The sequence below is a fragment of the Aliidiomarina minuta genome (assembly GCF_003987145.1).
Classification (GTDB): Bacteria; Pseudomonadota; Gammaproteobacteria; order Enterobacterales; family Alteromonadaceae; genus Aliidiomarina; species Aliidiomarina minuta.
In genome coordinates this window covers 127,559-140,429 of the sequence record NZ_PIPL01000002.1, presented here as the reverse complement: position 1 = coordinate 140,429, position 12,871 = coordinate 127,559, and the positions used below count along the sequence as shown (strand labels likewise).

Genomic DNA, 12,871 nt, shown 5'->3' with positions numbered 1-12,871 from the left:
TCTACCCAGCTTTTGTGACGCTTATATTACAACCATGAAGTTTTTTTAAAGGATTTAATTCATATCTGTGACATTAGAGTAAAAAAACGGCCGTGGGCTGCAAAGCGCCGACGGCCGTTTTAGAACAAACAATGGGAGTTATAAAATCACGATACTTTAAATTTACGCACCATGCTTTGCAGATGCTCTGCCAACCGTGCCAGCGAGTCGCTCGCTTGCGTTGATTCTTCCACACTGGTCGCAGTCTGCGCGGCGATATCATTGACCTGATGAATGCTCTGGTTTATATCTTTGGCCGCTGTGGTCTGCTCTTCAGTCGCACTGGCAATCTGCTGCACCATCTCATTAATTTTGGTAGCTGCCAGCGTTATCTTCTGTAATGAACTTCCGGCTTCAGTCGCCTTATACACCGTCTCATCAGCGCGAGCGGCACTACCATTCATCACGGCTACCGATTCATCTGCGCGCTTTTGCAATTTCTCAATTACGCCTTGGATTTCAGTAGTTGAGTCCTGAGTTCGGCTGGCCAAGGTTCTGACTTCATCAGCCACTACTGAGAAACCACGACCACTTTCTCCAGCGCGAGCGGCTTCGATAGCGGCATTCAATGCCAGTAAATTAGTCTGATCGGCTATGCCGCCAATCACTTCCAATACACTGCCAATCTGATCACTATCCGACTTAAGCTGGGCAATCACTTCGCTGCCCTTCTTAATTTCATCGGCCAGTTGCTCAACAGTCTGTATCGCTTCGCTCACAACCCGCTGACCAGTTTCGGCTTCATCATTGGTATTTTTCGCCGCATCCGCCGCATCCTGAGTATTGCGTGCAACTTCTTCAGCACTGGCACTCATTTCGTTGATCGCAGTAGCCGCGTTGCTGAGTTGCTCATTCTGCTGCTGGATACCCTGCTCAGTCGACCCATTAATTTGCGACAATTCAGTAGACGCCGAAGCAACCTGTTCAGCATAACTGCTGATATCGCTCATAATTTCTTTAAGCTGATTCTGCATGACAGAAATTGAATACAACAAACTGGTTTTGTCACCGGGCTTCAGCTTAATCGAATACGTCAGATCACCACTAGCAACCTTAGACACTACTTCAGAAGCATACTTAGGTTCTCCACCAATGGTTTTGACCACGTTACGGATAATAGCCAGGCAGATAAGCACACTTAGCACTACAATAATGCTCACAATAAGCACCAGGCTCCAGAACATAGCGCGAACGTTAGCCAGTGCTTCACTAACCGGAACTTCAATGGTTAATCCCCAGCCGAGCAATGGAATATAGTTGTAGCTACCAACGACTTCCACACCTGCGTGATTACGGTAAATACCAACGCCATTGTCTTGATTGGCAATACCCTCGGCGGCCTGTGTATTAATCCGGGTTTCCACGTCGGGCACTGAGTTTGCGGTAGTCACAGAACGGCGATCTGAATCAATCAGATAAATTTCAGCGGATCCGTCAACACTCAGTTGCTGCACCCGCTCGAAAATGGTATCCAGCATAACCGCACCGCGCATCACCCCGGTAATCTGGCCGTTAGTACGCACCGGAATGGCGACAGTGCTGACACGATTACCACTGGCACGTGACACTAGTGGTTCGGAGAACACATCATTGCCACGCAAAGCCTGCTGATACCAGGTACGATCCTGGACCTGAAATTCAGCTGCCTCGCCAGATGACAGCACTTGGGTGTTACCATCGTAAGACACTCCAATCTGCCCCACACCCGAAGTATCCAATAAATAAATAGTATCCCAATACCCTTGCCCGTCAGCCAGCGTTGCTAATAGATTATTCACCTGGTCAACATCCCGACCGCGGGTAGCGTCCAGTTGTGCCAGATAGCGCATTTCGTCCTGACGAGCCAATAACCAATCCATAAAAGACTGAGTGCCCGACTGACTGGTTCCTGCAACCTGATTTAACGTAGCCTCAGTGGTAGCGGCGCGGTATTCCACATAAACGATACTTGCTACTGTTATCACCGAAATGACCACTAGTGACACAATCATCAGAGTAAGACGAGCGCCGAACCCCAGGTTCTGCCATATTGCTTTCATACTTAATCCCCTTGCACAGGTTGCTGTGCTCATATGCTGTTTTTTTTTATTATTTAAAAATCGTAAATCATGCCAACTGAAAGCCCAGTTGCTGAATGTCCTCTCAAAGGCGTCAGTCCGGTATCTCTGCCACCGGCTGAAACACTAAAGTTCGCCTCTTCTTCATTATCCGTAACGCCATAACTGGCATAGAGTGTAAAGGTTGGTGCCATTTTTTTATCCAATCCCAGCACCAGCATTCGGGCACCGGTTTCATCTATGTCGTTGGCACTCGACTGATACACCTGACCTCTTGCTGAATAGTCGCCAAAACGATACAAAGCGCCAGCTCCTGCTACACTGCGGTCTCCCCCAACTAAATCGGAAGCATGTTGCAAGAAACCAGTCAGCATCCAATGCTCCGTAAGCCAGTAGGTCGTCCCTAAACGCCAGGCCTCAGGTCGGTTAAATTCGGTTTCATAACTTTGATAGGCCAGACCAATAAAAAATTGCCCGGTCTGATAATTGACACCTGCACCCAGGCCTTCCTGATCATTGGTCGTCGTCGCGCCTACGTCATCGTGAGGTGTATACTGAAGGTCGAAAGTAAAGCCGTTAACCCTGGGGCTCTGGTAATGGATGCCGTTACGAAAACGCACATCGAAAGCCATATCATTGCCACTGCCTATATTTCGCGAGTCTCCCAGCCGGCTATTGAATAAATCGACCGTCGCCCTTAATACGGTTCCCGGCGGCTCAAAGTAACCAACACGAACAGAACCAAAGTTCCCCCGAACACCAGCAAATGAGTCTCGCGACGCAAATTCACTGCCGCGCTGACCATAACGAATGAGTTGTTCCAGTTGCACAAAAGCCTCCAGATCATGATTGATCTGGGTAGTGGCACGAAAACCAAGACGACTTAAATTACTGGAAACGTTATTACCCGTGTTCTCTCCATCACCTAAACGATCCAGCGACAAATGAGCGCGGCCATAGATTTGTATATCCGCTGCGTTAAGCGGAAAACAGCTGGCAATCAGAACGATTGCCAGCATGATACGTAAAGTTTTCTTCATCTGCCCTCACAAATAACCTGATATGTATTTTTATTCTTAATGCTTTATATCGGTTATATCGGAGCGCTATTATCTAACTTTACTGATGGTCGGAACTATTTTTTAGAAAGGTTATATCCAGGCTCTTAAGCCTTTGGATTAGAACCGTATTTATTTTCGCCCTGCTCACCTTCCAGAACCAGGAAGATAAGTAGCACTATAGCCCCGATAATTGGAATCAGCGCAATCAATATCCACCAGCCAGTTCGCCCGGTGTCATGTAAACGGCGCACGGCGACAGCAAGGCTAGGAATAATAACAGCCAGGCTATATATCCCGCCCAGCAGACCTAACCCAAGTTCCGCATTATATGTTCCGGTAAGGTTGTCCAGAAGTAACAGCACCAGACCTACCAGAATATTGAACAGTACAAAAAACCAATACTCTTTGCGTCGCGCGCGCCCACTGAATACCGCATACTTTTGTAAAACCTGAAGATACCAATTCATGCATTTTCTCCTTTGCATTTCACTATTATTATAAGTTGTACTACTCGATTCAGGGTTACCCCATAACCGATACTTACTGATAAGTAATTCATTCGTCAACAGTATATTGAGTTGGCACAAGCTGCGATTCGATATCCAACACGCATTCGCAACATGCAACCCGACAGATATTTGTAACAAAGCTTTACTGACTATTGACCTGAACTTAGGTTTAAGTTTTATAGTTCGTTCTTTGATTGAGCATGTCGATTCCCTGCCTGTTGAAACGACTACTGCCCATAGATGAACCCCGCGCTGAGAGAAAAGACAAAATGATTAAAAGAATGATTCTGATGTTGGTTGCCGTGACTGTGATTTTAGGACTCATATTTGGTTATAAAGCCATTGGCAACCATTTTATGAACGAGTTTTTTGACAATATGCCGATGCCCGCTGCATCTATTACTGCTACTGAAGTTATTGAAAGCAACTGGACGCCCACTACACGCGCTGTAGGTAGTTTCGTCGCCGTCCAGGGAACCGAACTGACCAGTCAGGCAAGCGGTATAGTGACGGCCATTCACTTTGAAAACGGACAACAGGTCACTGAAGGGCAACCTTTGGTGTCACTGGACACCGAAGTTGACGAAGCTGAGCTGGCGCGTTTAAAAGCCATGCTAGATATAGCAGAGCTGGACGCTGAGCGTCTGGAACGACTACAAACCGACCGTAATATTTCCGAATCGGAAGTGCAGCGGGCACGTAGCGAAGCTTTACAAGCGAAAGCGGCTGTCGATGCGCGCAAAGCAGAGATTCGTAAAAAAACGATAAAAGCGCCTTTTAATGGTGTGGTAGGCCTCAGACAAGTCAATCTGGGGCAATACCTGTCGCCAGGCCAGGCGGTGGTCTCCATTCAATCCTTAGACCCTGTGTATCTTAACTTCAGTCTGCCGGAACAACGTTTGTCAGAAATCCGCCTGGGCCATGTTTTACGTGTGCGGGTAGATGCTTATCCGGATCGCGTCTTTGAAGGCAGCATAACCGCAATTGAACCCAGCGTGCGCCAGTCAACACGGACCTTTGAAATTCAGGGATTATTTGACAATGACGACGAGTATCTGCGGCCAGGCATGTTTGGTCGTGTCGAAATGGACTTAGGCGACAGCAAGTCAGTGAAAGTTATTCCGCAGACCGCAGTGCAGTTTAATCCTTACGGTAACCTGGTCTACGTCATTAATGAAAATGACGACGGCGGCCTTTTTGTGCAACAACGACTTATCCGCACCGGACGCACTCAGGGCGATTTGATTGAAGTGACAGAAGGACTAGAACTGGGCGAACAGATAGCCACTTCCGGCCTGTTGAAACTGCGTAACGAAGCGGCCGTGAAAATTAATACGGACCCGGCTCTGCAACCTCCTGCAGATTCAGCGCCACGCCCAGCTAACCAGTAACCGGCTAACAAACAATAAGTTGAATCCAGATTATGAAATTTACTGATATTTTTATTCGCAAACCGGTTTTAGCCACGGTCATCAGTCTGCTGATCCTGCTTATCGGCCTGCGTGCAGCTTTTGACCTCAACGTGCGCCAGTTTCCGGAAATTAAAAACGCGACCGTTACAGTGACCACGACCTACATAGGTGCTGACGCGGATCTGATTCAGGGCTTTATAACCACGCCGCTTGAACGCGAGGTCGCCGCCGCTGAAGGCATCGACTATATAGTTTCCACCTCGTCCGCAGGAGTCAGCACCGTACAGGCGTTCTTGCGCATGGACTATGATCCGAACGAAGCGCTGACCCAGATAGCTGCTCAGGTCGACAAGCTTCGCTCTGACTTACCAGAAGATGCCATGGACCCAGTCATCAGCCTGTCCGTCGGCCAGGATGTAGCGTCCATGTATCTGTCCTTCTACAGCGATATTCTGGATAACAACCAGATCTCTGACTATGTCGTCCGTGTGGTTGAGCCACAGCTTTCCACCATAGCGGGTGTACAGCGCGCTGAAATTCTCGGTGCGCAAACCTTTGCTATGCGCATCTGGCTGGATTCCGAACGTATGGCAGCTCTGGACGTAACCGGCGCTGATGTGATGCGTTCACTCAGAGCAAATAATGTATTGTCGGCGGTCGGTCGCACTAAAGGTCAGATGATAGCGGTTGATTTAACGGCCGATACCGATCTTAAAAACGTTGAGGAATTCGAACAACTTATCCTGCACTCAGAGGACGGTGCCATAGTGCGCTTGCAGGATGTAGCCGATATCGAGTTGGGTTCTGAAAGCTACGACAATTCAGCCACTTTCAACGGACAGCAGGCAACCTTTATTGGCGTAGAGATCGCCCCGGATGCCAATGCACTGGACGTGCTGCAAATGGTTCGCGATACCTGGTATGCCGATATTATTCCGCAGTTACCTGAGGGACTGCATGCCAATATTCCCTATGACTCCAGCGAATACATCGAGAATGCTATCGACGAAGTGGTAATGACCATAGTGCTGGCACTGGTCATTGTCCTTGCGGTTATCTATGCATTTCTGGGCTCATTGCGCTCGGTAATTATTCCGGCCGTCGCCGTGCCTTTGTCGCTCATTGGCACCTTTATGATGATGCTGATACTGGGCTTTTCAATTAACCTGCTAACTCTGCTCGCCATGGTACTGGCCATAGGCATTGTGGTGGATGACGCCATTATCATGCTGGAGAACATTCAGCGTCATGTAGAGGAAGGAAAATCACGGATGGACGCGGCTCTGCTTGGAGCCCGGCAATTAGCAGGCCCCATCATAGTGATGTCGACCACACTAGTGGCGGTATTTATTCCTATTGGTTTCATTGGCGGTTTGACCGGCACCCTGTTCATTGAGTTTGCCTTCACCCTTGCCGGTACTGTGATTTTATCCGGTGTGGTAGCTCTCACCTTATCGCCTATGATGTGCTCCCGCATGCTGCGCTCGCGCACTAACGGCGACAAACGTCCAAAGCTGGAAGCCTGGCTGGACAAACGCTTCCACAATCTGCGCATCTCCTATCAGAAACGCCTGCACAGCGCGCTGGATACCCGCTCGGTGTTGCTGGTTTTTGGCTTAATCGTACTGGTCTCCTGCTATTTTCTGTTTATTACCAGTTCTTCCGAACTGGAACCACAGGAAGACTCCGGTTTCGTTTTTGTTATCAGTCAGGCGGACAGCTACGCCACGCTAGATTATGTGGAGCGCAATACCGCCAGATTGAGCCAGTTACAGCAAGAGGTTGACGAGATTGACATGGCCTTTGTAATCAACGGTATGCTTGGGCCAGGCACAGCCGGAACAGGTCTGGGACTGGCGCCCTGGGGAGAGCGTGAACGTTCAACTCAACAGGTTCTGGAACAATCTGTACAGCCTTTTATTGATGAAGTCCCGGGCTTACAAATCTTTGCGCTGATACCGCCGTCTTTGCCCTCTCCTGGCGGCGGCATGCCGGTTCAGTTCATTATAAGTTCGACCCAGCCCATGGAAAACCTGCAGGAAGTAGCGGGGGAAATCATGAATCAGGCTATGCAAAGCGGTCGTTTCATCATGCTGGATACAGATTTGCGTATTGACCGTCCGCGTCAGAGCGTACAGATAGATCGCGAAAAAGCGGCGTTAATGGGCGTTGCTATGGACCAGCTTTCTGCCGATCTGGCCGCGATGATGGCGGGTGCTTATGCAGGACGCTTTGCTATGGATAATCGCTCCTATCGGGTGATTCCTCAGGTACAACGTAGCGAACGCCTGAACCCTGACCAGCTCAAAGAGTTTTACACCCGCAACCGTGATGGCGAACTGGTTCCCTTATCCACACTGGTAAGCCTTGAGGAATCGGTGCAGCCACAGCAACTAAAACGCTTTCAACAGCTCAATGCCGTCACTATTTCCGGTATTCCGCGTCCCGGCATACCTCTGGGCGATGCCCTGGGTTTACTGGAAGATATTGCCGCTGACGTATTACCAGCCGGATTCGTAGTCGACTACGCCGGTGAATCACGTCAGTTTATGAATGAGGGGCAACAGTTGTTAGTCACCTTTTTCTTTGCGCTGTTGATTATCTTTTTAGTGCTGGCAGCCCAGTTTGAGTCCTTCCGCGACTCCATTATTGTACTGGTCACTGTGCCTATGAGCATATGCGGAGCCTTAATCTTTGTGTCCCTGGGGGTTACCACTTTGAATATTTATACTCAGGTGGGTCTGGTCACTCTGATAGGTCTGATTGCCAAGCATGGGATTCTCATTGTTGAGTTTGCCAATAAGTTGCAGGAAGAAGGACGCAGCAAACGAGAGGCTATTGAAGAGGCCTCAGCAATTCGTTTGCGCCCCATCTTAATGACCACAGCTGCAACCGTGCTTGCCATGATCCCACTACTTGTTGCCAGTGGCCCAGGTGGCGCGTCACGTTTCGCCATGGGCCTCATCATCGCAGCCGGTATGACTATAGGCACGCTCTTCACCCTCTTTGTCTTGCCAGCGGTCTATCTGTATATAGCCCGTGATCGCCAGGCAGCCACAAGCTAAGGAGCCATCAATGCCAGCTACAGTCAGGATCGCAGTGGTTTATCATTCCGCCACAGGCACCACCCGGCAACTGGCTGACGAGGTCATCGCAGGTGCCACCGCGCAGCCTGGCGTTGAGGTCAGCAGGATTGAAATCACCGATGCTGACATTATTGCAGGCCGTTACAGAAATCCAGAGCATCTTGATGCTCTGGATAAAGCCGATGCCATCATACTGGGTTCACCCACATACATGGGCAGTGTATCCGCTCAGTTTAAAGCTTTCGCCGACGCCAGCAGTGAAAAATGGAGTCAAAAAAGTTGGGCGGATAAACTGGCAGCAGGTTTTACCATAGGCCTGAACCTGAGCGGCGACCAGCTGCATACCCTGCAGTATTTTCAGATCCTGGCCAGCCAGCATGGCATGTTATGGGTCAACCTGGATCTGCCCGGCGAGTTCAATGGCGAAAGCATTAACCGGCTGGGCGCTCAGTCAGGCCTCATAGCTCAGTCTGAGGATGGCCGTCTGCATACTGTTGACTTGCAAACCGCTGCCTATTTAGGTTCGCGGGTTGCTCGCACCGCCCGGCGACTACAAGGAATCACACAATGAATATCGGTGAAGTAGCTCAGCGTACCGGGCTGAGCAGTAAAATGATCCGCCACTACGAAGCGCAGGGGTTATTTAGCCCAGCAGGTCGCAGTGAAGCGGGCTACCGACTATACAACGAGCATAATATTGAGCAGCTTTGTTTTATTCGCCAGGCTCGTCTGCTCGACTTTTCAATTCCGCAAATTGCTGAGTTGTTGCAGCTTTGGCAGAATTCAAACCGTTCCAGCCGTGAAGTTAAACAGGTTGCGGAGCAGCATTTGCATGAAGTGAATAACAAGCTGCACGAACTGGAAGCAATGAAAAGCACTCTGCAGTCCATGATTGAAGCCTGCAAAGGCGATGACGACCCGGCCTGCCCTATTCTGCACTCGCTGGAAAATCCTCCACCATAATGGCTTGACCCTGACACTATGGTAAGGATGATACTGACGGCTGAAGTCATTGCGGGAGGTTAGAATGTCGGGTAAACAGTCAGCCAATACAGAAGTTCGTCTTTCACTCAGCGGTTTGAATTGCGCTTCCTGCGTCGGGCGTGCTGAAAAAGCACTGCGAGAAACAGCGGGAGTACAGAGCGCCAGCGTCAATCTGGCCAGCGAGAGTGCCATTGTCACCCTGGCTGAAGGCGGCGACCTGAACGGGCCCCTGAATGCCCTCAAAAAAGCCGGCTACCCGGCCCGGACCCGCACCCTCAGGTTGGATCTTTTTGGTATGAATTGCGCGTCCTGCGTTGGCCGGGTAGAGAAATCCCTGCAAAAACAACACGGCGTAATTAACGCCTCAGTCAACCTGGCGTCCGAACAGGCGTCTGTAGAGTTCATTCAAGGCGCAATCACTTCCCAGCAGCTGATTGCAGCGGTACGTGGCGCCGGTTACGACGCCAAAACCCATGACAGTTCGACAAAGGAAGCTGACAACCACAAAGAGCAGGAGCAACAGGATCTCAAGCGTTCCTTCTGGTTAGCCGCTTTATTAACCTTACCCGTTTTCATTATTGAAATGGGCAGTCACTTTATTCCGCCCATGCACCACTGGTTAATGGCAAACCTTGGACAGACCGCGAGCTGGACGCTGCAATTTGTCTTAACCACTGCTGTCTTAGCAGGCCCTGGACGGCGCTTTTATCGTATTGGTTTCCCGGCACTCTTTAAAGGCGCACCCGATATGAATTCGCTGGTGGCATTAGGCACGTCCGCTGCCTGGCTATTTTCGATTGTCGCGCTCTTCTTGCCACAGGTTCTACCCGCAGGCACCCAACACGTTTATTTTGAAGCCGCAGCCGTTATTGTCACGCTGATATTGCTCGGGCGTTACCTTGAAGCCCGGGCAAAAGGCCGCACCGGCGATGCCATTAAACGACTCATGGGCATGCAGGCAAAAACCGCTCGAGTACGGCGCGATGGAAAAACCCAGGACATTTCTCTGGACGAAGTAGTAGAAAACGATCAGGTAGTGGTCAAGCCCGGCGAACGCATTGCCGTCGATGGCAAGGTTACCGACGGCAACTCCTGGGTAGACGAGTCCATGCTCACCGGCGAACCCATACCGATTGAGAAAAAACCAGGCGATGACGTGGTGGGCGGCACTGTGAATAAAAACGGCCTATTAACCATTACCGCCAGTAAAGTGGGTGCTGATAGTGTGCTGGCACAGATTATTCGCATGGTAGAACAGGCTCAGGGCGCACGTCTGCCCGTACAGGCACTGGTCGATAAAGTCACCGCCGTATTTGTTCCTGTAGTAATACTAATGGCATTGCTGACCTTTGCTGTCTGGCTGTGGTTTGGACCTGTGCCAGCCCTTACCTTCGCGGTTGTCAACGCCGTGGCCGTATTGATTATCGCCTGCCCTTGCGCCATGGGGCTGGCAACGCCGGTTTCTATCATGGTGGGGACTGGTCGTGCTGCCGAACAAGGCGTGCTATTTCGTAAAGGAGAAGCCCTGCAAACCCTGCGTAATGCTTCGGTGATAGCCCTGGATAAAACCGGCACCCTGACCAAAGGCAAACCGGAAATGACCGATTATCAGGTGACTGGGGGTATTAATGAAAATGAGTTGTTGGCCATGGTCGCAGCCGTTGAAGATAACTCCGAACACCCGATTGCCCAGGCCATCGTCAAAGCGGCTAAAGCACGCCAACTGCAATTACCTGAAGTGACTGAGTTTAATGCTCACGCGGGTATGGGCGTGCAGGCCAGCACGCAGGGACATCGTCTGGAAATAGGGGCTGATCGTTATCTGCAAAAGCTGGGTTACGATTTAGCCGAGTTTAAGCACACCGCCGCACAATTATCTGACCAGGGTAAAACGCCCCTGTATGTAGCCCTGGATGGTAAAACCGTCGCTATTATAACCGTCGCCGACACCCTGCGCGAAGGCTCCGTTGACGCGGTCAAAGCTTTTCATAAACTAGGCCTTAAAGTCGCTATGGTAACTGGTGACAACCGCCGTACTGCAGAAGCTATCGCAGACACCCTGGGCATAGATGAGGTTATGGCCGAAGTCATGCCCGACGGCAAAGTAGCAGCCGTAAAAACACTTCGTCAGCAATATGGGGACATTACATTTGTTGGTGATGGCATTAACGACGCACCCGCTTTGGCCGAAGCCAATGTCGGCATTGCCGTAGGTACCGGCACTGATATTGCTATTGAGTCTGCAGATGTGGTGCTCATGCGTGACGACTTACGCGGTGTGGTGAATGCCTTTGCTATCAGCCGCGCCACCTTACGTAATATACGCCAGAACCTGTTCTGGGCTTTTGCTTACAACACGGCATTAATTCCGGTCGCTGCTGGCATTCTGTATCCCTGGTACGGCATTTTGCTATCCCCCATGCTCGCAGCAGCGGCTATGGCCTTATCCAGTATTTTTGTGTTAACCAATGCCTTAAGACTGAAAGGATTTAAGAGCCAGTATTAATCTATGGCTGCAGGGTTAGCCGTTATTAACGCCATAACGAAGCAACACGGAACCTGCCGGCAGCGAGTCTGAGCCTAGAAGGCTCAGGTTCGTTCGTTTCGCCAGACCTTTAAAAACCTGAGGCCCGGCGACCCCAATAAAGGGTTGCGCCAAAATGTGGATTTCGTTCACCAGCCCTTTAGTAAGCATACTGGTAGCTAGGCCCGGGCTGCCGAAGACAACTACCCTGCCTGTCGACTTTTGCAGCAATGAAGCCACCTGGTCCAGGTCAGATAACAGACGGGAATTATTCCAGCATAATTCAGCGGTCCGACTTGTAACCACAAACTTTGCAATAGCGTTAAAAGCTCTGGCTAAGGCCTGCGTCATCACTGGCAATTCACTTCGTTCCACAGCACCAGGCCAGAACTCCATAAACAAATCAAAAGTAGTGCGCCCAAGTATTAACGCTTCAGCGGATAAAGTCAGGTTGATAGCATACTCAAGGTGAGCCTCGTCAACCACACTATCCAGATGATGACATAAGCCATTTACAGTCGTGTTTATCGAATAAATCACATGCGCCATGATTCAGATCCTTCTCATGAAAACGGCATCCATACCTTAGTCGGATGGCGAGCATTCTTTTCGACAACAACTGTCAGCCCGTCAAGCTAAATAACTCGGCCAGCGCATGCGGCCGGCCTTCAATATTAGCTCGCAATAAACCCGCACCTATCATGCTGTAACTGATACCGTTGCCACCATAAGCCATTGCGAACTGCACTCGTGAACCATACTGCGGATGTTCACCAAAAAAAGGCAAACCGTCTTCAGTTTCAGCAAAGGTACCACCCCAGCTAAATGCTGGTGTTAGCGTCAGAAACTCACCCGGAAACGGCCGCGTTCAAACTCAATTTTACCTTCGCAGCTGGAACCCTCCTGATACCTGACCAGATACGCCAAAAAATGTTGCAAACGTTCTGTTATACCAAGCCTGGCCAGGTGTCGCTGAAACATTGCATCAAGATTCCATACCATTTTTTCAGGTTTCGACTCTCCCTCATTGATACGAAAAATCAGCGTGCCTTCGAGATCATTGAGAATGGGAAACTCTTCGTGCAATTTTGCTAATTCAACTTGCGGTGTGTCAGTCATACTCTTTACTCTTAAACAGGATATAACTTAAGTATTAATGACTGGTTAATTTTTGTCCGACAAGAAAAAGAAAACACAGC

At 50.0% G+C, this 12,871-nt stretch carries 11 protein-coding genes; 5 read left to right on the top strand and 6 right to left on the bottom strand.

Annotated features, from left to right (window positions below; translation table 11 throughout):
• Positions 1 to 146 precede the first annotated feature (146 nt).
• The 3 genes from CWE09_RS10935 to CWE09_RS10925 all read right to left on the bottom strand — a co-directional run bounded on the left by CWE09_RS10935 (position 147) and on the right by CWE09_RS10925 (position 3,624).
• A complete protein-coding gene (locus CWE09_RS10935) occupies positions 147 to 2,078 on the bottom strand; it encodes a methyl-accepting chemotaxis protein (RefSeq protein ID WP_126804086.1) in 1,932 nt (643 codons plus the stop codon).
• A gap of 53 nt (positions 2,079 to 2,131) precedes the next feature.
• A complete protein-coding gene (locus CWE09_RS10930) occupies positions 2,132 to 3,136 on the bottom strand; it encodes a porin (RefSeq protein ID WP_126804085.1) in 1,005 nt (334 codons plus the stop codon).
• Between the two features lie 125 nt (positions 3,137 to 3,261).
• Positions 3,262 to 3,624 (bottom strand): DUF805 domain-containing protein, encoded by a 363-nt coding sequence (locus CWE09_RS10925; protein ID WP_126804084.1) that lies wholly within the window; start codon positions 3,622 to 3,624, stop codon positions 3,262 to 3,264.
• 311 nt (positions 3,625 to 3,935) lie between these two features.
• Here CWE09_RS10925 and CWE09_RS10920 point away from each other — a divergent pair, with 311 nt between their 5' ends.
• From CWE09_RS10920 to CWE09_RS10900, 5 genes are all read left to right on the top strand, one after another.
• Positions 3,936 to 5,057, top strand: a complete 1,122-nt coding sequence (locus CWE09_RS10920) for an efflux RND transporter periplasmic adaptor subunit (RefSeq protein WP_126804083.1) — start codon at positions 3,936 to 3,938, stop codon at positions 5,055 to 5,057.
• A 32-nt stretch (positions 5,058 to 5,089) separates the two neighbouring features.
• Positions 5,090 to 8,143 (top strand): efflux RND transporter permease subunit, encoded by a 3,054-nt coding sequence (locus CWE09_RS10915; RefSeq protein ID WP_126804082.1) that lies wholly within the window; start codon positions 5,090 to 5,092, stop codon positions 8,141 to 8,143.
• A 10-nt stretch (positions 8,144 to 8,153) separates the two neighbouring features.
• Positions 8,154 to 8,735 (top strand): flavodoxin family protein, encoded by a 582-nt coding sequence (locus tag CWE09_RS10910; RefSeq protein WP_126804081.1) that lies wholly within the window; start codon positions 8,154 to 8,156, stop codon positions 8,733 to 8,735.
• Positions 8,732 to 9,127: a Cu(I)-responsive transcriptional regulator gene (cueR, locus tag CWE09_RS10905; protein WP_126804080.1), complete on the top strand. Its 396-nt coding sequence runs from the start codon at positions 8,732 to 8,734 to the stop codon at positions 9,125 to 9,127. The genes CWE09_RS10910 and cueR overlap by 4 nt, the downstream gene beginning before the upstream one ends.
• Positions 9,128 to 9,191: 64 nt before the next feature.
• Complete coding sequence (locus CWE09_RS10900; protein ID WP_126804079.1) at positions 9,192 to 11,654, top strand: heavy metal translocating P-type ATPase; 2,463 nt, start codon at positions 9,192 to 9,194, stop codon at positions 11,652 to 11,654.
• A gap of 15 nt (positions 11,655 to 11,669) precedes the next feature.
• On the opposite strand, the gene CWE09_RS10895 is transcribed toward CWE09_RS10900, so the two are convergent.
• The 3 genes from CWE09_RS10895 to CWE09_RS10885 form a co-directional block, all read right to left on the bottom strand.
• Complete coding sequence (locus CWE09_RS10895; RefSeq protein ID WP_126804078.1) at positions 11,670 to 12,221, bottom strand: dihydrofolate reductase family protein; 552 nt, start codon at positions 12,219 to 12,221, stop codon at positions 11,670 to 11,672.
• A 73-nt stretch (positions 12,222 to 12,294) separates the two neighbouring features.
• Positions 12,295 to 12,420 carry a hypothetical protein gene (locus CWE09_RS14305; RefSeq protein WP_275541095.1) on the bottom strand — a complete coding sequence of 42 codons (126 nt, stop codon included), beginning with the start codon at positions 12,418 to 12,420 and terminating at the stop codon, positions 12,295 to 12,297.
• A 92-nt stretch (positions 12,421 to 12,512) separates the two neighbouring features.
• Positions 12,513 to 12,791, bottom strand: a complete 279-nt coding sequence (locus CWE09_RS10885) for a hypothetical protein (protein ID WP_126804077.1) — start codon at positions 12,789 to 12,791, stop codon at positions 12,513 to 12,515.
• Positions 12,792 to 12,871: the final 80 nt, after the last annotated feature.